20 protein-coding genes are annotated in these 22,214 nt (G+C 71.5%); 8 read left to right on the forward strand and 12 right to left on the reverse strand.

What is annotated here, in order from left to right:
- Positions 1-79 precede the first annotated feature (79 nt).
- Together ACGFNV_RS45065 and ACGFNV_RS45070 are read right to left on the reverse strand one after the other, a co-directional pair.
- A complete protein-coding gene (locus tag ACGFNV_RS45065) occupies positions 80-724 on the reverse strand; it encodes an HAD family acid phosphatase (RefSeq protein ID WP_393631305.1) in 645 nt (214 codons plus the stop codon).
- Between the two features lie 168 nt (positions 725-892).
- Positions 893-3,841 carry an NACHT domain-containing protein gene (locus tag ACGFNV_RS45070; RefSeq protein ID WP_393631306.1) on the reverse strand — a complete coding sequence of 983 codons (2,949 nt, stop codon included), beginning with the start codon at positions 3,839-3,841 and terminating at the stop codon, positions 893-895.
- 345 nt (positions 3,842-4,186) lie between these two features.
- Here ACGFNV_RS45070 and ACGFNV_RS45075 point away from each other — a divergent pair, with 345 nt between their 5' ends.
- The gene (locus ACGFNV_RS45075; protein ID WP_393631308.1) at positions 4,187-4,741 is read left to right on the forward strand and encodes a M23 family metallopeptidase; all 555 of its coding nucleotides are present in this window, start codon (positions 4,187-4,189) and stop codon (positions 4,739-4,741) included.
- A 14-nt stretch (positions 4,742-4,755) separates the two neighbouring features.
- On the opposite strand, the gene ACGFNV_RS45080 is transcribed toward ACGFNV_RS45075, so the two are convergent.
- Positions 4,756-5,343 (reverse strand): TetR/AcrR family transcriptional regulator, encoded by a 588-nt coding sequence (locus tag ACGFNV_RS45080; RefSeq protein ID WP_393631310.1) that lies wholly within the window; start codon positions 5,341-5,343, stop codon positions 4,756-4,758.
- A gap of 128 nt (positions 5,344-5,471) precedes the next feature.
- On the opposite strand from ACGFNV_RS45080, the gene ACGFNV_RS45085 reads away from it, so the two are divergent.
- The 3 genes from ACGFNV_RS45085 (at position 5,472) to ACGFNV_RS45095 (ending at position 8,156) form a co-directional block, all read left to right on the forward strand.
- A complete protein-coding gene (locus ACGFNV_RS45085) occupies positions 5,472-7,070 on the forward strand; it encodes an MDR family MFS transporter (protein WP_393631311.1) in 1,599 nt (532 codons plus the stop codon).
- Between the two features lie 142 nt (positions 7,071-7,212).
- Entirely contained in the window at positions 7,213-7,725 is a 513-nt protein-coding gene (locus tag ACGFNV_RS45090; RefSeq protein ID WP_393631313.1) for a helix-turn-helix transcriptional regulator, read from the forward strand.
- Positions 7,722-8,156 carry a VOC family protein gene (locus ACGFNV_RS45095; RefSeq protein WP_133933359.1) on the forward strand — a complete coding sequence of 145 codons (435 nt, stop codon included), beginning with the start codon at positions 7,722-7,724 and terminating at the stop codon, positions 8,154-8,156. The genes ACGFNV_RS45090 and ACGFNV_RS45095 overlap by 4 nt, the downstream gene beginning before the upstream one ends.
- A 47-nt stretch (positions 8,157-8,203) precedes the next feature.
- On the opposite strand, the gene cseC is transcribed toward ACGFNV_RS45095, so the two are convergent.
- The 5 genes from cseC to ACGFNV_RS45120 form a co-directional block, all read right to left on the reverse strand.
- Complete coding sequence (gene cseC / locus ACGFNV_RS45100) at positions 8,204-9,556, reverse strand: two-component system sensor histidine kinase CseC (protein WP_393631315.1); 1,353 nt, start codon at positions 9,554-9,556, stop codon at positions 8,204-8,206.
- Between the two features lie 10 nt (positions 9,557-9,566).
- Positions 9,567-10,271: a two-component system response regulator CseB gene (gene cseB, locus ACGFNV_RS45105; RefSeq protein WP_393631317.1), complete on the reverse strand. Its 705-nt coding sequence runs from the start codon at positions 10,269-10,271 to the stop codon at positions 9,567-9,569.
- A gap of 124 nt (positions 10,272-10,395) precedes the next feature.
- On the reverse strand, positions 10,396-11,061 hold the full coding sequence (locus tag ACGFNV_RS45110) for a hypothetical protein (protein WP_393631319.1): 666 nt from the start codon (positions 11,059-11,061) through the stop codon (positions 10,396-10,398).
- Positions 11,046-11,588 carry a SigE family RNA polymerase sigma factor gene (locus ACGFNV_RS45115; RefSeq protein WP_069773156.1) on the reverse strand — a complete coding sequence of 181 codons (543 nt, stop codon included), beginning with the start codon at positions 11,586-11,588 and terminating at the stop codon, positions 11,046-11,048. The genes ACGFNV_RS45110 and ACGFNV_RS45115 overlap by 16 nt, the downstream gene beginning before the upstream one ends.
- Positions 11,589-11,915: 327 nt before the next feature.
- Positions 11,916-12,869: an A/G-specific adenine glycosylase gene (locus ACGFNV_RS45120; protein ID WP_393631321.1), complete on the reverse strand. Its 954-nt coding sequence runs from the start codon at positions 12,867-12,869 to the stop codon at positions 11,916-11,918.
- A 176-nt stretch (positions 12,870-13,045) separates the two neighbouring features.
- Between ACGFNV_RS45120 and ACGFNV_RS45125 the strand changes: the two genes are divergently transcribed.
- Entirely contained in the window at positions 13,046-14,614 is a 1,569-nt protein-coding gene (locus tag ACGFNV_RS45125) for a sensor histidine kinase (RefSeq protein WP_393631322.1), read from the forward strand.
- Entirely contained in the window at positions 14,611-15,264 is a 654-nt protein-coding gene (locus ACGFNV_RS45130; protein ID WP_393631324.1) for a response regulator, read from the forward strand. The genes ACGFNV_RS45125 and ACGFNV_RS45130 overlap by 4 nt, the downstream gene beginning before the upstream one ends.
- A gap of 24 nt (positions 15,265-15,288) precedes the next feature.
- Here ACGFNV_RS45130 and ACGFNV_RS45135 read toward each other — a convergent pair whose 3' ends face one another.
- Positions 15,289-15,936 (reverse strand): phosphatase PAP2 family protein, encoded by a 648-nt coding sequence (locus ACGFNV_RS45135; RefSeq protein WP_393631326.1) that lies wholly within the window; start codon positions 15,934-15,936, stop codon positions 15,289-15,291.
- A gap of 175 nt (positions 15,937-16,111) precedes the next feature.
- On the opposite strand from ACGFNV_RS45135, the gene ACGFNV_RS45140 reads away from it, so the two are divergent.
- Positions 16,112-16,972 (forward strand): hypothetical protein, encoded by an 861-nt coding sequence (locus tag ACGFNV_RS45140; RefSeq protein WP_393631328.1) that lies wholly within the window; start codon positions 16,112-16,114, stop codon positions 16,970-16,972.
- A gap of 98 nt (positions 16,973-17,070) precedes the next feature.
- Here ACGFNV_RS45140 and ACGFNV_RS45145 read toward each other — a convergent pair whose 3' ends face one another.
- From ACGFNV_RS45145 to radA, 3 genes are all read right to left on the reverse strand, one after another.
- Positions 17,071-17,523, reverse strand: coding sequence for an RICIN domain-containing protein (locus tag ACGFNV_RS45145; RefSeq protein WP_393631329.1), 453 nt, complete (start codon positions 17,521-17,523; stop codon positions 17,071-17,073).
- Between the two features lie 137 nt (positions 17,524-17,660).
- Positions 17,661-18,785: a DNA integrity scanning diadenylate cyclase DisA gene (gene disA / locus ACGFNV_RS45150; protein WP_393631331.1), complete on the reverse strand. Its 1,125-nt coding sequence runs from the start codon at positions 18,783-18,785 to the stop codon at positions 17,661-17,663.
- 80 nt (positions 18,786-18,865) lie between these two features.
- Positions 18,866-20,275: a DNA repair protein RadA gene (gene radA / locus ACGFNV_RS45155; protein WP_393631332.1), complete on the reverse strand. Its 1,410-nt coding sequence runs from the start codon at positions 20,273-20,275 to the stop codon at positions 18,866-18,868.
- Between the two features lie 237 nt (positions 20,276-20,512).
- Between radA and ACGFNV_RS45160 the strand changes: the two genes are divergently transcribed.
- Positions 20,513-22,210: a hypothetical protein gene (locus tag ACGFNV_RS45160; protein WP_393631333.1), complete on the forward strand. Its 1,698-nt coding sequence runs from the start codon at positions 20,513-20,515 to the stop codon at positions 22,208-22,210.
- Positions 22,211-22,214: the final 4 nt, after the last annotated feature.

A 22,214-nucleotide genomic window follows, 5' to 3' on the forward strand; every position in this document is an offset into this window, starting at 1 on the left:
GCGGTCCGAACGCCCGAAGGGGGCCGGTGCTTTCGAGCACCGGCCCCTTTCGCATGCCCTGAGTCGCGAGCGGCCAGGGTTACGACAGCTGTCCGTCGTAATCCGGCAGCTTGAACGTCTTCTCGGCGTGGCCACCCGAGAGGTCGGTGGCGCTGTTGCCGATGTTCGCGATGATCGTGTAGCCCTTCTTCTCGATGTCGACGCGCTGGGCCGTCTTGTAGGCGGCGACGTCCTTGAAGAGGTCCAGGAAGCCACGGACGTAGAGACCGGAGACCTTGTAGCCGACGTACTTGAGGTTGTAGTCGGTCACGCCGGAGATGATGCCCGGGCGGGCGGTGACGAAGAACAGCGAGACGCCGTGCTCCTGGGCGTACTTGGCGACGTCCAGGACCGGCTTGTTGGCCGGCGCCGGGTAGCTGAAGCCGAAGTCGGTCTCCAGCGTCGTGTTGTCGATGTCGAGGACGATCGCCTGCTTCTCGCCGGGCTTGGTGGCGGCGATGCGCTGCTTGAGGTACGGCAGGGCCTGGCCCATGACGGTCTGGCAGTCCTTCTGCCAGGTGCCGTAGTCGACGTCCTCAGCGGCGGCGGTACCGCTGGAGGCGGCGACGGTGGAGGCGCCGGTGTTCGTCGCGGCCTGGGCGGCGGTGGGGACGGCCATCGCCGTGACGGCCACCGCACTTATCGCGGTCATGCCAATTCTGCGGGTCCAGGTGCCTCTGGTCATGTGTGTGGGGGTCCTCTCGCGTCCGTGCGCTGCCGGTGTCGTGGGCATGCTGGTGGGTGGGAGTGGCTTGAGGGGAACCAGCGGGTTACTGGACGGTAGCGGCAGGTCGGAGAGCGCTCCCATGGGTCGGACGGCGTTTGTGGTGAGGCTCACAAGGGATGCGGTGCCTCACTCGTGCGTCCTGGGGCGCGCGGCCTCCGTGACGCGCACGGACGTATCCGGAAAGAGGTCGGTCAGGAGGGCGTGCTCCCCTCGGGGTTCGTATCCGTCCCGGGCGAAGACGCTGAGGACGTCCAGCGACGGGAAGGCGTCACGCAGGCAGGCCAGTTGACCGTCCGAGGACAGGTCATAGAGGTAGAGGCTGCCGACCTGGGGAAGGCGGAGCCCCGCGCGGGCGGCCTCGGCGGCGTGCTCGGCGGAGAGGCCCAGCTGGAACAGCCGGGGAAGCCGCTCAAGGGCGGTCAGCGGGACATCGCTCGCGCAGTTGGTGACGTACACGGCCACCAGGCGGGTGTACCGGCCCAGTACGGACATGTCCGTGACGCTGCCCCGCAGGTCGAGCCGGGTGAGCCGGGCGGGGTCCAGGTGGGCGGTGAGCGCCCCGGCCGGGAAGTCCCCCTCCAGTTGCAGCCAGGGGCGGCCGCCCATGCCGTCGAGGAAGGCGAGCTCCGCGGGAGAGTGCGCCACCAGGTACAGGTCGTCGTGGCGGAGGCGGGCGATGACCTCGCGGCCGTACACCTCGGTGTCGAACCGGTGCCAGCTCCCCGACAGTTGCTTGCGCGCCCGCCAGGAAGGGTGGTCGCAGAAGCGCGCCAGGTACGGGATGGCCGCGTCGGTTCCGATCAAGGATGCCGTCAGGACGCAGAGGTGGGCCGGATCGGGGTCGTCGGCCTGCGGCGGCGTCAACTCCTCGGGGCCCGGGAGGAAGTCGAGGATCAGGGGGCCCACCGAGGCCAGTTCGTACGCCGCCTCCGCCGTGCGCGGCGGAACCAGGCGCCCGACGCCGCTCTCGATCTCGGCCCGCACCGACGGGTCCAGCTCCGTGGCCTGCTCCAGGCAGGACGCGGCCAGCAACAGCGCGCGCGGGGAGTCGTCGCGCAGCAGCTGGCGCAGGATCTCCACCCGGTCGCGGGGACGTCCCTGGGCCACCGCCATGCGGATGACGTCCTCCCACTGGTCGTCCGCCGCGTGCTTGTGGACCATCCCGAAGGTGCCCTCGTCGAGCAGCGCGCGGGCCCCGAGGAAGTCCTGGAACGTGCGGTGGCAGAAGTCGATGGTGTCGGCCGAGGGAGCGCGCAACAGGCCGCTGCGGGCGAGGAGACGGGTGAGGACGGCATCCGGATCGCCGAGCGCCGCCATCTCGGGCAGCGCCGGCAGCGCCTTGCCGATCTCGGCGAGCGCGCGGTCGCGAGCCATCTCCGTACGGCCGTCCTTGATCAGCCAGTGGGCCAGGCGCTGCAGGATCTGCAACTGCGGTTCCTCCCGCAGTTCGGGGCCCGGCAGGCCGCGCTCACGGTCGCGGCGGGTGAGCAGCATGGTGAGCGCGGCCTCGTACAACTCCTTGCGGCCGAGGGGCAGGAAACCGCGCCGGTCGCGGTGCAGGGCACAGAGCAGGCCGCACATCAGGGGGTTGGTGGCGAGCCGCCCGAGGTCCGGCTTGGCCCGTACGGCGTGCAGGAGCTGGTTCTCGTACGCCGTGAGGGCGGCGTCCTCCTCGGGGCCGCCGCCCGTGCGCGCGGCCGCGTGCCAGCGGCTGATGAACGACGCCACGTCCCGCGCCCGCATCGGGGACAGGGTGAGTTCGGTGAACCCCTCGTCCGCCAGCCAGTCCTCGCGCACGGCCGACGGGCGGGAGGTGACCAGCCATCGGTTGCCCGGAAAGGCCTCGATCAGGTCCGCCAGCCAGGTGCGGGCGAGGGCCCGTTCGCCTTCGGGTATCTCGTCGAGGCCGTCGACCAGGACGAGTCCGCGTCCGGCGCCGAGCACGCGTGACTCCCAGCCGTCCGGCTGTTCCCCGGCGAGCGGGGCGCCGACGGCGGCGAGGAAGTCCCGCGGGGCGGGCAGGCGTTCGCCGTGCCGGGTCAGGGTGCGCAGCGGCAGCACGAAGGGGATCCGCTCGCGCAGGTAGGCCATACGGCCGTCGGTGTCCTGCCGGGCGACGGAGAGGGCGAGCCACTGCACCAGGGTCGTCTTGCCGGACCCGGCCTCGCCCCGCAGCAGGACGCGGTCGTGGGCGGCGAGGGCCTCGTCGGCGGGGCGGGGTGCGGTCTCCGGAGGAAGTGAGCCCAGGGGGAGTTCCTCGACGGGGACCACCGCGTGCCACGGATCGGCGGGGTCGTCCTTCTCGACGACGACGACCTGCTGCGGCGGGACGAAGTCCTCCCACCGCGCCGGCGAGGACATGCTCCACCACGCGCCCCGTGTCTCCAGGCTCAGATACGCCACGTCCAACGGCCACTTCCCCGGCGAGTTCACCAGGTCCACCCCGTAGATCAGCAACTTGCCGTGCTTGCGGCCGACGTACGCGAGGTACTGCCGTTCGAAGGCCGTGTCGCGGGCGTCCCGGCGGGGGGTGCGGGTGATCAACTCGTCGAGCCTGGCGATGAGTTCGGCCTGTCCCCGGCTCTGCTCGACCAGCGTGCGTGCCACGAAGGTGGACCGCTGGGTGAAGAAGTTCACGACGTGGGCGCAGGCCCACTCGGTGAGGGAGTCGAGGAACAGGGAGGCGTCGGCGGTCAGATCGCGGGTGGGGGAGTGGCGGTGGAGGGCGCGGGCCAGCTCGCGGTGGCCCAGGCGGACGGCCTGTACGTCGTCCATGTCGAGGTCGCCCAGTGCGAGCAGCTTGGCGGTGAGGGCGTCCGTGACGGCCGTCACCTCGTCCGCGGGGAAGGGCGGTTCGCCCGGTGACTCCACCGCCTGCCGGACCAGAACGGCGGCGATCCTGCGTACGTCCCTCTCGGTCAGCGCCCGCTTCTCGCCCCGGAAGGACACCAGCGCGGACAGCCGTACAGGCCGGTCGACCAGCCCTGCGCCGGGCTCCTGACGTTGGAACAGCCGCTTCACCATCGGGCCCATCACGCTCGATGCCAGGCGCGTGCCGATGACCGCGGGATCCATGCCGAGCAGCGTAGTCCCCGTCACATTCAGGGGTCTTTCGATTCGGTGGGCCGGTGACATGACGCACAGCCGATTTGTCCGGTACTACGCGAAATAGTGATGGCGGAAATAGGGGCAAAACGGACTTTAGGTACGGGCGTAGTGCTGCAATTCCCGTGCCACGAGTAGTTCGGTGACGAATGGGCGTTGTGTCAATAAACGTGCGATACAGACGTTTAGTACTAGATACCGTCGTAGGTCACACATTTGGGCGTTATTGCCCTCGGGGGTTACCAAGGGATGACCCATTCGGCGGATGTCCGTCCGCCGGGTGGTTTCTTCTGTCCCCTTCCCCATGAGGTTTCGATGTTCCAGCGCGTCTCGTCCCGTTCTGCTCGTACGTCCACGCTTCGCACCCGGGTGGCCGGTGTGACCGCCGCCGTCGGCGTGTCGGTCGTGCTGGGAACCGGGGTCGCGTCGGCCGCGTCGGCCCCGTCGGCCTCCTCCTGGATCGACCCGGTGGCGAAGTACAAGCTCAGTGCGAGCTTCGCGCAGGCCGGTGGCATGTGGGCGCACAAGCACTCCGGGCAGGACTTCGCCGTGCCGAGCGGCACCAAGGTCATGGCCGCGCACGGCGGCACGGTCGTCAAGGCCGGCGGCAACGGCGCCGGCGACGGCCCCGCCTACGGCAACGCCATCGTCATCAAGCACGGCAACAAGACGTACTCCCAGTACGCCCACCTCTCCCGCATCGAGGTGAAGGTCGGCCAGGTCGTGAAGACCGGTCAGGAGATAGCGCGGTCGGGCAACACCGGCAATTCCAGTGGCCCGCACCTGCACTTCGAGATCCGCACCACCCCGAACTACGGCTCGGCGATAAACCCGGTCAAGTTCCTGCACTCCAAGGGCGTGAAGGTCTGACCGGCCTCACCTGATCAGGCGCCCTGATGCGCCTGGGTCACCAGATCGACGGCGACCTCCAGGACGGCCCTGCGCTTGTCCTCGGGGTCGCCTTCGAGGTCCTGCAGGAAGTGCATGCCGGCGTGCAGTGTGAAGAGGGCGCTGATGCAACGGACCTGGTCGATCAGGGGAGTGTCCGGGTCGATGATGATGTCGCGCAGACCGCGCATGCGGTCCTTGAACGAGTCGCCGATCTGCAGTTCCCGTACCGTCGCCTGGTTCTCCTGCATGAAGCGGAAGAGCGGGGCCGCGCCGGCGAGGTGCTCGCTGTAGCGCCGTACGATCTCGTGCTTGGTCTCCAGTGTGTGCGGCTGGGCCGCACCCCACTCGATCAGGTCCTCCATCGGCTTCGTCAGATCCTGGAAGATGCTGACGATGATCTCTTCCTTCGTCTTGAAGTGGTAGTAGAGCGCCGCCTTGGTGACGTCCAGGTGCTCGGCTATCTCGCGCAGCGAGGTCTTCTCGTAGCCCTGTTCGGCGAAGAGTTCGAGTGCCACGTCCTGGATGCGCTGGCGTGTGTCGCCGCGCCGCTGCCGCTTGTTGCCGTCCATCGTGCCGCCCATCTTCATGCTCCCCGTGCCCCACTCGAAACTTACTTGACGCCCGGCTAGTTACGGGGCTACTTTCCTGAGTGTAGTGAACTAGCCGGGCGGCAGGTAAGTGGGCCGTGCACCGGGGGGAGTAGAAGGCGATGGCGGACACACAAACTGTGGACAAGCAGGTAGAGGAAGAACCGGGCGAACAGCCCAAGAGCGTGCGCGTGGTGCTGCTCGCGCTCATGATCACCATGATGCTCGCGATGCTCGACAACATGATCGTGGGCACCGCGATGCCGACGATCGTGGGCGAGCTCGGCGGGCTCGAGCACCTGTCCTGGGTGGTCACGGCGTACACCCTGGCGACGGCGGCCTCCACCCCGCTGTGGGGCAAGCTCGGCGACATGTACGGCCGCAAGGGCTCCTTCATGACGTCGATCGTGATCTTCCTGGTGGGCTCGGCGCTCAGCGGCATGGCGCAGAACATGGGGCAGCTCATCGGCTTCCGTGCCGTTCAGGGGCTCGGCGCCGGTGGTCTGATGGTCGGCGTCATGGCGATCATCGGCGACCTGATCCCGCCCCGGGAGCGCGGCAAGTACCAGGGCATGATGGCCGGCGTCATGGCGCTGGCGATGATCGGCGGCCCGCTGGTCGGCGGCACCATCACCGACCACTGGGGCTGGCGCTGGGCGTTCTACATCAACCTGCCGCTCGGCGTGGTGGCGCTGCTCGCCATCAGCGCGGTGCTGCACCTGCCGAAGAAGCGGGCCCAGGCCCGGATCGACTATCTGGGCGCCGCGCTGCTGACCATCGGCATCACCGCCATCGTCCTCGTCACCACCTGGGGCGGCTCCGAGTACGCGTGGAGCTCCGCGCGGATCATGGAGCTCATCGGGATCGGCGTGGCCGCCCTCGTCGGCTTCGTGTTCTGGCAGACCCGCGCCGCCGAGCCGGTCGTGCCGCTGCACATCTTCCGCAGCCGCAACTTCACCCTGATGTCGATCATCGGCTTCATCACCGGCTTCGTGATGTTCGGGGCGACGCTCTTCCTGCCGCTGTACCAGCAGTCCGTGCAGGGCGCGTCCGCGACCAACTCCGGGCTGCTGCTCCTGCCGATGCTCGGCGCGATGCTCGTCACCTCGATGGTCGCCGGCCGGGTGACCACGAACACCGGCAAGTACAAGGTCTTCCCGGTGATCGGCGGCACGCTGATGATCGTCGGGCTGTACCTGCTGTCGCTCATGGACACCGACACGAGCCGCCTCACCTCCGGTGTGTACATGGCGGTCGTCGGTCTCGGCATGGGCTGCCTGATGCAGATCACGATGCTCGTCGCGCAGAACAGCGTCGAGATGAAGGACATGGGCGTCGCCTCCTCGTCCACCACCCTGTTCCGTACGCTCGGCTCCTCCTTCGGCGTCGCGATCATGGGCGCGCTGTTCAACAACCGCGTCCAGGACGTCATGGCCGAGCGGGCCGGCGCGCTGGGCTCCAAGGTGACCGAGCGGTCCGCGCAGCTGGACGCGGCGAGCCTGAAGTTGCTGCCGGTGCCGGCGCGGGAGGCCTACCAGCACGCGGTGTCTGCCGGTACCCACTCGGCGTTCCTGCTGGGGGCGATCGTGGCGGTGGGCGCGCTGGCCGCGGCCGTGTTCGTGAAGGAGGTCCCGCTCAAGGGGGCGGGACCGCAGAAGGCGGACGACGGATCGGCGGACGGCGCGGCATCGGCACAGCCGCCCGTGGTCGAGGCCGTCTGACCCGACCCGACCCCGAAGGCCCCCGGCGCGTGTCCGCCCCGGGGGCCTTCGTCGTGCCCGGTACGAGGACGGTGCCGGTGTCGTTCCCGAGGCCCGTGCGAGGCCGGTGCCGGTGTCGGTCCCGCGTGCCACCATCGGCCGTATGGACAAAGTGCGGCTGTTGCGGCTGGCCAAGGACGCCATGGACCGCGACTGGGCCGACCCCGAGCTCGACCTGAACGCGGTGGCCGCGCACGCCGGGTACTCGCGCTACCACTTCGTACGGGCCTTCAAGGAGGCGTACGGCGAGACACCCGGCCAGTACCTCACGCACCGCCGCATCGAGCGTGCCGAGGAGATGCTGCGCGGCGCCAACCTGACGGTCACCGAGATCTGCCACCTGGTCGGCTTCAGCAGCCTCGGCACCTTCTCGACCCGCTTCAAGGCACGGACCGGACTCACGCCGAGCGAGTACCGGATCAGGCACGTGGGCCGCGGTGCCGCCCTCATCCCCGGGTGCTACGCGATGCTCTGGGCCGGGGGATTCAAAAGGGCAACTTTGAAGAAGCGCCCCGACTCTCCCGCTGCCTACGGTGACGAACAGGAACCGCAAGCCCCGGAGCAAGCACCGTCGCAAGCACCCGAGCAAGCCCCAGAGGAGAGCGCAGAGCCATGATCAAGGGACTGGGCATCACCACCGTGTGGACCTTCGACCAGCAGCGCACCAAGGCCTTCTTCACCGAGAAGCTCGACTTCGAGGTGCGCACCGAGCTCGCTCTCGGAGACATGACCTGGATCACCGTGGGCGCCAAGGACCAGCCGGACGTCGAACTCGCCCTGATGAGCCTGGACGGCCCGGGCCTCGACCCCGAGTCCGCGGAGGCGCTGAAGAAGCTCGTCGGCAAGGGGGTCATCGGCGGGGGCGCGTTCCACTCGGACGACTGTCGTGGCGACTACGAGACCTTCAAGGCGCGCGGTGTGGAGTTCATCCAGGAACCGGCCGAGCGCCCCTACGGCGTCGAGGCCATCTTCCGCGACGACAACGGCAACTGGTTCTCGCTGACCGAGCGCAGCGAGGAGCTCGACTTCTCCAAGGACTTCGGCTGAACCGGCTCAGGCTGGCCCCGGCCCCTCGGCGATGCCCCGGCGGCTCCTCAGGGCAGCGTCTGATAGCTGCCCGTGTTCGTCGGTGCGTGCTCCGGTAGCCACAGGACGGCGACCGCACCCTCCGCGGGTATGTGCTCGGGGGCGCCGGCCGGCCGGATGTTGCGGAACGTCAGTCGGGCGCCCAGCACCCGCGCCTGACCCGCGGCGATGGTCAGGCCGAGGCCGTGACCGGCGCCGGAGCGGTCGCTCCTGCCGGTGCGGAAGCGGCTCGGGCCGTCGGCGAGGAGGTCCTCGGGGAAACCGGGGCCGTGGTCACGGACCCGGATGACCCGGCCCTCGACGGTCACCTGGATCGGCGGCTTGCCGTGCCGAGCGGCGTTGGCCAGCAGGTTGAACAGCACCCGCTCCAGGCGCCGCGGGTCGGTGGTGACCTCCGACTCGTGCACCACGCGCACCTCGATGGCGGGGTCCTTCGCCGCCACCCGGCGCGCCACGAACTCACCCAGCACGATGTCCTGCAGCTCGGCCCGCTCGGACGCACCGTCCAGCCGGGCCACCTCCAGGACGTCCTCCACGAGCGTGCGCATCGCCTTCGCCCGGTCCAGCACCAGCTCCGTCGGCCGACCGGGCGGGAGCAGTTCGGCCGCCGTCAGCAGGCCCGTCACCGGAGTACGCAGCTCATGGGCGATGTCGGCGGTGACCCGGCGCTCCGCCTCAAGGCGCAGCTGCAACGCGTCCGCCATCGCGTCCACCGCGCTCGCGAGGTCGTCGGTCTCGTCCCGCACGACCCCGCCGATCGCGTCCCGCACCCGCACGTCCGTCTCGCCCCGGGCGACCTGGTTGGCCGCGGCGGCCGCCTTGCGCAGCCGGCGCGAGAACTGCCCGCCGATGAGCACCCCCAGCGCGCTGCCGCCGAAGACCACCGCGATGGACCCGATCACCAGGGCCTGGTCGAGGTCCTTGAGGATGTTGATGCTGCGGTCGGTGAACCCGGTGTGCAGGGACAGCACATGACCGTCCTTGACCGGCACGGCGGCCCAGATGTCCGGCACACCGCCCGGCCGGTCGGACACGAACGTCGCCCGGCGCCCTTCCTCGACCTTCTGCCGCAGCGCGTACGGCAGATCCGGGTCGTCGATCTTGATGCGGGGGAAGTTGGGGCGCCCCGACAGCTCGTAGTTGCGCTGGGCGATCCAGACCCGCTCGTCGGCGAGATCACGCGCGTTGTCCAGCATCGACACCCGCGCGGCGTTGTGCACGACCAGACTGAGCGCGATCGCCACCAGCGCGCCGACCAGCGCGATCGCCGCGCTCAGCTTCCACTTCAGGCCCGTACGCATGCCCGCGTGCTCCACGCGCCCCCCGTGCGTCGGACTCAGGTGCCGCAAGATCCCCCGCATGACGCCCCGCTCAGGCCTTCAACTTGTAGCCGAAGCCACGGACCGTCTCGACACGGTCCTGGCCGATCTTGGTCCGCAACCGCTGCACATGGACGTCGACCACGCGGGTGTCCCCACCCCAGCCGTAGTCCCACACCCGCTCCAGGAGCTTGTCGCGGGACAGGACCGTCCCCGGCGCGGAGGAGAACTCCAGCAGCAGCCGCATCTCGGTGGGCGTGAGGGCCACCGGCTGCCCGGCGCGGCGCACCTCCATGCCCTCGGTGTCGATCTCCAGCTCGCCGAAGGTCAACACGCCGCCGTGCGCCCCCGAGCCGCCTTCGTCCGGCCTCTCGCCGCCGGTGGCGTGCCCGAAGCGGCGCAGCACCGCGCGGATCCGGGCGACCAGGACGGCACCGTCGAAGGGCTTGGTCACGTAGTCGTCGGCGCCCGCCTCCAGGCCCAGCACGACGTCGATGGAGTCCGCACGCGCCGACAGCATGATCACCGGCACGGTGGACTCGTCCCGGATGCGCCGGCAGAGGCTCACACCGTCCAGGCCGGGAACCATGACGTCCAGCAGCGCGATGTCGGGGCGGTCCGCCCGGAACGCCTCCAGGCCCGACAGCCCGTCGGGCATGGCGGTGACCACGAAGCCGTCCCGCTCCAGGGCGAGCTGGGTGGCCTCGCGGATGACGTCGTCGTCCTCGACGAACAGGACGTGGGTCTGGTCTGCCATCCCGGTGCTCTCAGTCCTCGTGTCTGTCTTGGTGTCGGTCTCGGTGCGGGTCTTGTGTCGCCTGCCTTCACCCATGCATCGGATCGAGTGGGCCGATCGGTTCACGCAGTCGGGAGATTGTTGCTCAACTGCTCTCGGGTGCCACCGCGGGATTCTCGCCGACGGAGTTGTTGTAGTCGTTGTGCATGCGGTACTTCTCGGCGAAGCGGCCCGCCGCCCAGTGGTACGTGATCACGTTCTCGCCGGACGGGTCCGACACCGGGTCGCCCCTCTCGTAGACCTGCTTGGTCACGACCAGGTCGCCCCGGTCGATCTCCGCGTAGACCGGGGGTGCCTCGGCCTTGAAGACGTTCTCGTACCGGCCGTCGGCCTCGCGGTACACGTACGAACCGACGCCGACCGCGTCGCTGCACGTGAGCACGTTGACCACGATGTCCTCGGCGGCTCCCCCGGTGAGCTCGCCGTAGGACACTTCGACCGGGTACTTGTCGGCGACGCACGGCTTCAGCTCGCGCTTGACCTCCGCCGAGACCCGCGGGTCGTCCTTGACGAGCCGGACCGCCTCCGCCCGGTCGGGGCTGGGGGAGGGGGAGGGCATCGCGGCGGGTGACGCCGCACCGCCCGCCACCGCGTCCGCGTGCGCCGGGCCCTCGTCACGGGCTCCGGTGCCGCCGGTGGCGCACGCGGCGACGAAAAGGGCGAGGGCGGCGAGCACGGCCACCGCCGTGATCGCCGCCTGGAAGGTTCCTCGGGCCCGCGTGGGCCCGGGCCCGGTCAGGCCGCCGCGCAACGCTCCCGCTCCTCACGCTCCAGCGCGCGTGCGTCCAGATCGCGGGCTTCCAGCTCCTCGCGGAGCCGGGCGAGCGCCCGGTGCAGCGTGCTCTTGACCGTTCCGGCCGACATGCCGAGGGCGGCGGCCGTCTCCTCCGTGGACATCTGCTCCCAGTGTCGCAGCACCACGACACTGCGCTGCTTGGGAGCGAGCACCTTCATGGCGTCCATCAGGAGGGCGCGGTCCGCGTGCTGCTCGGTGGAGTCGTCCACGCAGGCGTCCGGGAGCTGCTCGGTCGGCACCTCCTCCAGCTTGCGGGCCCGCCACCACTCGGTCCGCGTGTTGATCATCACGCGGCGCAGGTAGGCGTCCGCCAGCCGCTTGTCCGCTATGCCGTCCCAGCGGCCGTACGTCCGCGCCAGCGCCGTCTGGAGGAGGTCCTGGGCGTCGACCGGGTCCGGGACCAGTCGGCGGGCGCTGCGCAGCAGCGCGTCCTGCCGGGTGCGGACGTACTCCTCGAATTCGAGCACCTCGCCCTGCGCCATGATCGACCGCCTCCCGCTCCCCGTTTTCCCGGCCTGTTCGTCGGGCCGGTTCTCACTTCTTGGGGGACGGCTCGCGGTGCGTGTGGTCTGCCGATGTGGCCGTGTGGTCCGCAACCGTCCCGTGCCCGTCGGGCACGAGGAAGAAGCTACGGAGCGGTTGTCACGGCGCTGTCCGAAGCAGCCTGCGGACAGCGCTCGGCTGTCCGTCGGTTGTGTAACGAAAGCACGAAACGGGTAAGGCACCGCACCGGTTCATGTGCTTATGGGGTGATTTGGCGGTCCGGGACGCCGTTACGACGGCCCGTCCGCCTGTGATGTGTCTGTGCGTCAGCTCAGCGGCAGCCGGTAGAGCCCGCCCGGCAGCGGCTCCACCAACCCGTCCGCGACGAGCCCGTCCAGGGCCCGGGCGCGCTGCACCGGCTCGTGCCACACCCGGTCGAGCGCGGCCTGCGGCACCGGCGCGTGGGCCTCCCTGAGCACGGCGAGCAGCTTGCCGCGCACCTGGCGGTCCGTCCCGGCGTACGTCTGCCCGCGCCGCGGCGGGCCCTCGTGCTCCGGCTTGCCCGCGAGCCGCCAGGCACACAGCGCGGCGATCGGACAGCGGTGGCACGTCTCGCTCTTCGCCGTGCACACCAGGGCGCCGAGCTCCATGGAGGCGGCGGCCCAGCGCGCCGCGGTCTTCTCGTCCTCGGGCAGCAACGCGCGCGCGAGCCTGCGTTCGGCGGCGGTGGTGGCGTTCGGCGGGTACTGCACGCCGCTGACCGCGCGCGCGAAGACGCGCCGCACGTTGGTGTCCAGGACGGCGTGCCGCCGCCCGTAGGCGAAGGACGCGACGGCCGCGGCCGTGTACTCGCCGATGCCGGGCAGTGCCAGGAGCTGCGCGTGGTCGGACGGTACGTCGCCGCCGTGCCGCTCCGTTATGGCGACCGCGGCGCCGTGCAGGCGCAGGGCACGGCGCGGGTAGCCGAGCCGGCCCCAGGCGCGCACCGCCTCGCCGGGTGCCTCCTGGGCCAGGTCGGCGGGGCGGGGCCAGCGGGCCATCCACTGCTCGTAGACCGGCAGGACGCGGCTCACCGGCGTCTGCTGCAACATGAATTCACTGACCATCACACCCCAGGCACCGGCCTCGGGGCGCCGCCACGGCAGATCGCGGGCGTGCTCCTCGAACCAGTCGATGACAGGGGCGTGCAGGCTCTCTCCGGGCGACGGGTCCTCGCCGCGGCGCGGGCCGGAGACGGCGTCGGCGGGGCTGCTGTGCGGGGGCTTCGTGGGTGCAGTCATGACCTTCCGATCCTCCCACGACGACAGGCACACACGCGTGTACCGCACCCGCTCCCGCGGTTCGCGTTCGGCCGCACGGGCCCGTACGGCACCCCCGCGACCCCCGCACCACCGCCCCGCGGCACCTGACGATCGGCAGCAGTGCCGCCCCGTCCCCCGCTTGTAGCGTCGGGCGGATGGAACGACCTCGCCCGCGTGACACCCTGCTGTGGGCCGCCTTCGCGCTCCCGGCGGTCGGCGCGGACCGCCTCGGGCTGAACGAGCCGCGCCCGGCCTGGCAGCAGGCGGCCGGGCTCGGCGCGCTGGCCGTGGCCGTCGCCGTGTCCCGGCGTCGGCCCCTGGCGGCCTTCACCCTGACGGCGGCGCTGAACCTGGCCGCCGCCCCCGCCCTGTTCGACGTGTCCTACGGCCCCGCCCTGGGCGTCCTCGCCCTGCTGCTCGGCCTGCGCGCGGACCGGGTGCGCCCCGCGGCCCTCGTCTTCGCCGCCGTCGCCGGTGCGGGCCTCGCGAAGATCGCCCTCGTCGGGGTCGACCCGGCGCCGGAAGGGGTGGTGCTGCTGGCCACGCTGCTCTTCGGCTGTGTCTTCCCGTGGCTGGGCGGCCGCTACTGGCGGCAGAGCCGTGAGCTGGCCGAGGCGGGCTGGAACCGGGCCGCCCGGCTGGAGGACGAGCGGCGCGGCGCCGAGGAACGCGCCAGGCTGCGGGAACGCGCGCGGATCGCCCAGGACATGCACGACTCCCTGGGACACGAACTGAGCCTGATCGCCCTGCGCGCGGGTGCCCTCCAGGTCGCCGCGGACCTCCCCGAGCACCACCGCGCCGCCGTCGCCGACCTGCGCGCGGCCGCCGCCGACGCCACGGACCGCCTCCACCGCATCATCGGTGTCCTGCGCGAGGACGACGAGCCGGCACCCCTGACCCCCGCGGGCGAGAGCGTCGAACAACTCGTGGCCCGCGCCGCCGAGTCGGGACTGCCGGTGCGCTGGGAACCGACGGGAGCCGCCCCGGCCGTGGCGCCCGGCGGGGTCACCGAGCGGATCCTGTACCGCGTGGTCCGCGAGGCACTGACCAACGCGGCCCGCCACGCCCCGGGTGCCCCGGTCACCGTGACGGCGGTGAGGGACGCCGAGGACGCCGCCGGCACGACCGTCACCGTCACCAACGGGCCTCCCACACAGGAGCGTTCGGCGTCCTCCGGCGGCTCGGGCCTGCGTGGCCTGCGCGCCGCGGTGACCGTGCTGGGCGGCGTCTTCGAGGCCGGCCCGCACGAGGACGGCTTCCAGGTCCGGGCCCACGTCCCCGCACAACCCGCGCCGCCCACGACCCGTCCCGCCCCCACGGCGCCCTTCACCCGCGCCCGCCGCCGCGTCGTCCTGGCCTTCGCGGGCGCCGCCTGCGCGGGGGCCGTCCTGCTCGGCGGCGGCTTCGGCTGGTACGCCTACACGAAGACCCGTTCCGTTCTGGCTCCCGCCGCGTACGCGAAGCTGCGCCCCGGCGCGTCGGCCGAAGAGGTCGCGCGTGTGCTGCCGGAGCGAGCCGTCACGGACCCGCCCACGGAACGGGCGCCGACGCCACCGCCGGGCGCCCACTGTCGCTACTACCGGGCGAGCGGCGAACTCCTCGTCTCCGTCGACCACTTCAGACTGTGCTTCGACGACGAGGGGCGCCTGGTCGCCAAGGACGTGGTCCCCAGAGCCGGTCTGTCCGGCGAGGGGCGCGAGGAGTACAGGGAGTTCGCAGGATGATCCGCGTACTGCTGGCCGACGACGAGGCGATGGTACGGGCGGGGGTGCGCGCCATCCTCGCCGGCGGCGGGGAGACGGAGGTCGTCGCCGAGGCCGGCGACGGACGCGAGGCGGTCGAACTGGCCCGCGCCCACCGCCCGGACGTGGCCCTGCTGGACATCCGTATGCCGCGCCTGGACGGCCTGGCCGCCGCGGAGGAGATCGTACGGACCGTGCCCGGGACCGCCGTGGCGATGCTGACCACCTTCTCCGAGCAGGCGTACGTGGCCCGGGCGCTCGGCGGCGGCGCCACCGGGTTCCTGCTCAAGTCCGGCGACCCGTACGAGCTGATCGCGGGCGTACGGGCGGTCGCCGGCGGTGGCGCCTTCCTGTCGCCGACGGTGGCCCGCTACGTCGTGGACGGCCTGGGCGGCGGACGGCTCGCCCGTGAGTCGGCCGCACGCGCGCGTGCGGGACGGCTCAGCCCGCGCGAGCGCGAGGTCCTCGCGCTGGTCGGCGCGGGGCTGTCCAATCCGGAGATCGCCGCCCGGCTGCACCTGGTCGAGGGCACCGTGAAGGCGTACGTGAGCGCGGTCCTCGACCGGCTCGGCGTCCGCAACCGGGTGCAGGCGGCGATCGTGGCGTACGAGGCGGGGTTGGTGGAGGGCTGAGGGCCGCGGGCCGGGGGCCGGGGCTCAGCGGTGCTCCACCGACGCGTACGCGGTGGTGGGGGACGGCACCGGCCCGGGCCCGGTGAGCCACCGTACGAGGCCCGCCGACGACCCCCGCATCGCCTCCGCCACCCGCGCCGCCGGACGTGTGCACAGGCGTACGGCCATGGCGGCGACGACCGCGCCGAGCAGGAGCCCCGCGGCGACGTCGTGCGGGTAGTGCACGCCGACGTAGACCCGGGAGAAGGCCATGAGAAGGGCCATCGGGGCCGTCAGCCACAGCAGTGCGCGCCGGGCGAGCGCCAGGGCGACGGCGGCGGCGCCCGCGATCGTGGCGTGGTTGCTGGGGAACGACCAGTCGCCGTGCGGCGGGCAGGGCGTGAGGGAGGCCGCCGCGTCGGCGACCGCTCGGCACGGACGTTCCTCGGTGACGGCCGACTTCAGCACTTCACTGCAGACGTACGCCACAGCAGTGGCCAGAGGTGCAAGGACCGCGATCGCGAAGGTGCGGGGTGTGGCGCCGCGGGACCGCCACCACGTCGTGACGAACAGCGCGGCGAAGAGCAGCAGGCCGGCTTCCGTCCAGGCCTCGGTCAAGTGCTGTACCCACGCGGGGGTGTCATGGGCGAAGTCGGTGATGTCGCGGTAGAGCCCGGCGTCCTCGGAGTTCATGGTCACGGACGGTAGGCGACCGGCCGTCGCCGTCACACCCTGCGATCGTCGCGTACCGCACCTGACGAAAGACAGGGGTGGGACGGCAGTTCGCGGAATGATGATCGTGAAAACTTGTGCGCTCCGGCGGCGGGTGACGCGAGCGAACCGGGTGATCTCTCGTACAGTTTGCGCCGTGGGATCTCTGCGCAATCCGGTCGGGCCGCTTCCCTCCTCCATCTACTGGCGTCGGAGGGCCGTACTGCTGTCCGTGGTAGCACTGTTGACGCTTCTGGTCGCCTGGATCGTCCTCGCGGGCGGAGGGGGCGGGAAGGACCAGGGCGACGGCTCCAACGGCAAGAATCCCGCGCCCACGATCACGCCGGGCCCCTCCAGTTCGGGGCCCGCGATCAGTCAAGCGCCGGGCGGACGCGACGAGTCGGGCGGCGGGGACTCCAGCGGCTCCGGCTCCGGGTCGGGCTCCGGGTCGGGGTCCGGCTCCGACGACGGTTCCGGAAGCGGGTCGGGCTCCGGCTCAGGGGGCTCCGGTGGGGCCGGCGGGAGCGGATCGGGCTCCGGGGGTTCCGGCGGGGCGGGCGAGGTCACTGTCGGCTCCGGCGGCACGGGAACCGCGTTGCCCGCCGGTTCGACCCTGCCCAACTGCACGTCCAGTGTGGTCACGTTGACCCTGCGCAGCGTCCACAACACGTACTCGCCCGACCAGACGCCGACCTTCCAACTGGTCGCGAAGAACACCTCCGCACATGACTGCAAGGTCGATCTCGGCCCGAAGAGCGCGGTGTTGACGGTCACTCAGGCGGGCAGCGAGGACGACTACTGGTCCTCGGCGGACTGCCCCAAGACCTCCGGCAGCCTGCTGTACCGGGTGCCCGCGGGCACCAGCATCACCTACACCGTGAAGTGGGACCGCAAGCCGAGCGCCCCGGAGTGCGCGACGCCGCCGTCCGGGTCGGCGGCCGCGGGGACGTACCTCCTGGAAGCGAAGGCGCCGGGGTTCGCGAAGGCACAGGCGTCCTTCGTGCTGTCGGCCGACTGAGCAGGGACTCTGCGGGCCGTCCGGGACGGCCGGGAAAGGGGACACCCCCGGTCTCGACGAGGCCGGGGGTGTCTCTTCACTGTGGTGTGAACTGAGGTTCAGCTCCAGTGCTGGGCCGAGTTCGTGGAGGCGCCTCGCCTGTCGGTGTAGACCACTCCGGTGCCCCCCGTGTCGAGGACGAGCCCGGTGGCCTTGTTCTTGAGGACCCAGCCGGTGGACTCGTGGATCTCGTGCCACTTCTGGTAGTCGCCACCGTTGCAGTCGAGAAGGTACACGTCACCGTCGCTGTTGCTGTCGAGGCACTTCCCGTTGCCAGTGAACTTCATCAAGTAGGTGCCGTCGGACTGCCTGTACTCGGTCCACTGTGTGGAGTAGCCAGTGCCGGAAACCAGACGGACGCGGGAGTTGTTGTACGCCAGGTAACCGTCGGTCCAGTTGTTCTTCCAGGTGACCGGGTTGCCGGCGGCGAACGCCTGCCCTGAGCCCGCAAAGATTAACGCTGGGGCGAGAACCGCCGCCGCGGCGAACGTTCCCATCAGGCGCTTCTTCATGGATTTCCCCCTCAGAGTTCGAATTGAGAATCGAACGAAATGGTCGGCGTCAAGCTACCTCGCATGATCAGTCCACGCAACGGTATTTGGGTCAACCGGGGGGGAAGGCCCGGACGTTGGGGCATCGGGCCAGGAACTCAGACGTACCGCTCCAGAATGGAGGACTCGGCCAGCCGCGACAGACCTTCCCGAACGCTTCGGGCCCGGGCCTCGCCGACGCCGTCGACCGTCTGGAGGTCGTCGACGCTTGCGGCGAGCAGTTTCTGCAGGCCCCCGAAGTGCTCCACGAGACGGTCGATGATGGCGCCCGGGAGGCGCGGCACCTTGGCCAGCAGGCGGAAGCCACGGGGCGAGACCGCGGAGTCGAGCGCCTCCGGCGAGCCCGTGTAGCCCAGCGCCCTTGCCACCGTGGACATTTCGAGAAGCTCGGCGTGGGAGAGGGCGTCCAGCTCGTACAGCGCCTCGTCGACCGTGCGGGAGCGCTTCGCCGTCGGCTCGGGGACGTAGTCCCGTACGACCAGCTCACGCTCGGGCTCCACGCCCGCGATCAGCTCGTCGAGCTGGAGGGCGAGCAGCCGACCGTCCGTGCCCAGTTCGACCACGTATTCAGCGATTTCGGTGGCGATGCGGCGCACCATCTCCAGCCGCTGGGCCACCGCGGAGACGTCCCGGACCGTCACCAGGTCCTCGATCTCCAGCGCCGACAGCGTGCCCGCGACCTCGTCCAGGCGGAGCTTGTAGCGCTCCAGGGTCGCCAGGGCCTGGTTGGCACGGGACAGGATCGCCGCCGAGTCCTCCAGGACGCGGCGCTGGCCGTCGACGTACAGGGCGATCAGCCGCATGGACTGCGAGACCGAGACCACCGGGAAGCCGACCTGCTTGGAGACGCGGTCCGCCGTACGGTGCCGGGTGCCCGTCTCCTCCGTGGGGATCGTCGCGTCCGGCACGAACTGCACGCCCGCGCGGAGGATCTTCGACAGGTCGGAGGAGAGCACGATGCCGCCGTCGAGCTTGCACAGCTCGCGCAGCCGGGTCGCCGTGAACTCGACGTCCAGGACGAAACCGCCCGTGCACATCGTCTCGACCGTCTTGTCGAAGCCGAGCACGATGAGACCGCCGGTGTTGCCGCGCAGGACCCGCTCGAGGCCGTCACGCAGCGCCGTGCCGGGAGCGACCGCGCTCAGCGAGGCGCGCATCAGGCCGTCGGCACCGGAGCTCCCACCGGACTTTCCGGGAGCTGCCGCCCGGTCGTTGGCTGCCACTGCACTCCTCCGGTCGCAGGTTCTGGGGCGCTCCCGTTTCGCGCACTCGTTCGTACGGACGGGCGAGACCTGGGCAAAGTCTACCGGCGCTCCTCCGCGTCCCGTGGGGCCTCTCGCCGACGGGAGCGCGGCAGCACCCGCAGGGCGTCCCCCATGTCCGCGACTTCCAGGACCTTCATACCGGCGGGGATCTTGCCCGGATCGCCCGGCACGAGCGCGTGCGTGAAGCCCAGACGGTGCGCCTCCGCGAGCCGGCGCTGAACGCCCGTGACCCGTCTGACCTCGCCCGCGAGGCCCACCTCGCCGATCGCGACGAGGTTCTTCGGCAGGGGGGTGTCGCTGGCCGCGGAGGCCAGGGCGAGGGCGATCGCCAGGTCCGCGGCCGGCTCCGAGAGCTTCACGCCGCCGACCGTCGCCGAGTAGATGTCCCGTTTGCCGAGAGCGCTGATCCGGCCCCGCTGCTCCAGCACGGCCAGCATCATCGAGACACGGGAGGTCTCCAGGCCGGACGTCGTGCGCCGGGGGGAGGGGATCTGTGAGTCGACCGTGAGCGCCTGGACCTCGGCGACCAGGGGGCGGCGGCCCTCCAGGGTGACCGTCAGGCAGGTGCCGGGGACCGGTTCGTCACGACGAGTCAGGAAAAGTCCACTTGGGTCGGCCAGGCCCGTGATGCCCTCGTCGTGCAGTTCGAAGCAGCCGACCTCGTCCGTCGCGCCGTAGCGGTTCTTGACGCCTCGCACGAGACGCAGGCGCGCGTGCCGGTCGCCCTCGAAGTGCAGGACGACATCCACGAGATGCTCCAGGAGGCGAGGTCCGGCGATGGCGCCGTCCTTGGTGACATGGCCCACCAGGAGTGTGGACATCCCGCGGTCCTTGGAGGCCCGGATCAGGGCGCCCGCGACCTCCCGCACCTGCGCCATGCCGCCCGGCGCGCCGTCGATCTCCGGGGAGGCCACCGTCTGCACGGAGTCGAGGACCAGCAGCGACGGCTTCACCGCGTCCAAGTGGCCGAGCACGGCGGAGAGATCGGTCTCGGCGGCGAGATACAGGTGGTCGTCGAGGGCCTTGATGCGGTCGGCGCGCAGCCGGACCTGGCTCGCCGACTCCTCACCCGTCACATACAGCGTGCGATGTTCGTCACTCGCCGCCTTGGCCGCCACGTCCAGCAGCAGCGTCGACTTGCCGACGCCGGGCTCGCCCGCGAGCAGCACCACCGCGCCGGGCACCAGCCCGCCGCCGAGCACCCGGTCCAGCTCCGGCACACCGGTGGAGCGGGCGGTCGCCTGGCGGCCGTCGACCTGGCCGATGGGCAGGGCGGAGTTGGTGACCCGCCCGGGCGCCGTCGTACGGACCGCGGGCGCGCCGTACTCCTCGATCGTCCCCCAGGCCTGGCACTCGGGGCAGCGACCGAGCCACTTGGCCGTCTGCCAGCCGCACTCGGTGCAGCGGTAGGACGGGCGGTCCTTGGTGGTCTTCGTACGGGCAGCCATGGACGAACCGTAACCGCCGCCACTGACAACGCGGGCGGCACCCGGCAACCCGCCCGGAGGCCCACCCCGGGACCCACCCGGCCCGCTCCGTCCGCCGCCCGGGGCGCCCTCAGGGACGTCCGAGCAGCGGAATAAACCGTTCCGCTCCCCGTATGAGGGATCGTTTCACCCGTACGAATTAAAAGTGCTCAAGGGGGGAGAACGGGACATCTCCCGCCACCTACGGTCGCACGGGTGATGAGCAGCAGTCCGGAGATTTCGACCCGCACCACAGGCGCACACCGGGCGCACCGCGAGGCGCGCGATCGGGGCGCGGCGCGCACGGTGGCACAGCGGCCGCCCGCGCGCTACGAGCCGTACCTGGACGGCCTGTTCACCTACTGCCTGTCGGTGCTGTGCGACCACGACGCGGCGACCGCCGCCCTCGGTGACGTCCTCGCGCTCGCCGAGCGGCGCGGGCAGCGCTTCCCGGAGGCCACCGGCGACCGCAGGGCCTGGCTGTACGCGATGGCCCGCTGGGCGTGCCTGCGCAAGCTGGCCGAGGCCAAGCAGAAACGTCAGGCCACCCACGCGGCGGGCCGCCACGGTGCCCACCGGCTGCCCGCCGCGCAGCCCGCGGGACCGTCCGTCCCGGGCGACGTCCAGGAGGAGCGGCGGCGCGAACTCGCCCGGCTCGCCTGGCCGGAGGCCGCGGGGACGACCCCCGAGCAGCGTGAGGCACTCGAACTCGCCGTGCGCCACCACCTGGCCGCCCACGAGGTCGCCGCCGTCCTCGGCATGGACCTCGCCGCCGCCCGTGACCTGCTCGCCTCCGCCGCCTGCGAGGTCGAGCGCACCCGCGCGGCCCTCGCCGTCGTGGAGACCGGCACCTGTCCGAGCGTGGCCCGCCTCACCGGCGACAACCAACTGGTGCTCGGCTCGGCCCTGCGCCGCGAACTCGTCCGGCACGTCGACGACTGCCCGCGCTGCCGCCACACCGCCGAGCGCGCGGTCCCCGGCCGCTGGCCCGGCGCCAGCGTCACGCCCGCCGAACTGCCCCTCCTGGAGGCGCCCCGTGCGGCGCTGCACCGCGCCCTGGCGCACCACCCACGCGCGCGGGGCGCCGGCGTCCCGCGCTTCGACCGGCGCGGTTTCCCGATGGACCCCAAGGACCGCGCGGCCCGAAGGGACCGCCTACGCGCGCGTGCCGTCACGACGACCGTGGTGGCCACCGTCGTCGCCGCCCCCGTGCTCGCCCTGTGGGCCGCCTACCGGGGCACGCCGACCGCCGAGGGCGCCGACGGCCGCGCGGCCAGCGCGAGCGAGCTCCAGGGGCCCGACAGCCTCGACGGCGAGGCGGTGGGCGGCTACCAGAACGCGGGCAACGCCAGCACCCAGCCCGGCCGCCGCCTCGGCAAGGGCGACGAGCCCGACGTGTCCGTGGAGGTGATCAGCGCCACGCGCGCCGGCCGGAAGGGGGCGGGGCACCTCTCCGTTCAGGCCGGCACCAGCGGCGACACCACATTCGTCACCCTCACCGCGACCGGTGACGCGCCGGTGCGCTGGTCCGCGTCCACCTCGGCGCCCTGGCTCTACCTGAGCCGGTCCTCGGGAACGCTCCGGCCCGGCGAATCGTTGACGATCAAGGTGTACGTCGACGCCCTGCGCGAGCCCTCAGGGCACTGGAGCGCGCGCGTGGCGATCTCCCCGGCGGGCGCCGTCATCTCCATCGAGGGCTACGGCACCGCCCCCGGCCCCCACCCCCAGCCCACCGACCCCGGCGACCCACCCCCACCCCACCCGGACCCGAGCCCCACGAACCCACCCACCACGGCCCCCACCCCGACGCACCCACCACAGTCCCCGGAGCCCACCCCCGACACCTCGACCCCACCCGCCACGGCGGACCCCACACCGTCCCCGAGCGAGAGCGACCAGCCGAGCCCGTCGGGATGAGGCC

This window comes from Streptomyces sp. NPDC048751, from assembly GCF_043198595.1.
In the GTDB taxonomy this organism is placed as follows: Bacteria; Actinomycetota; Actinomycetes; order Streptomycetales; family Streptomycetaceae; genus Streptomyces.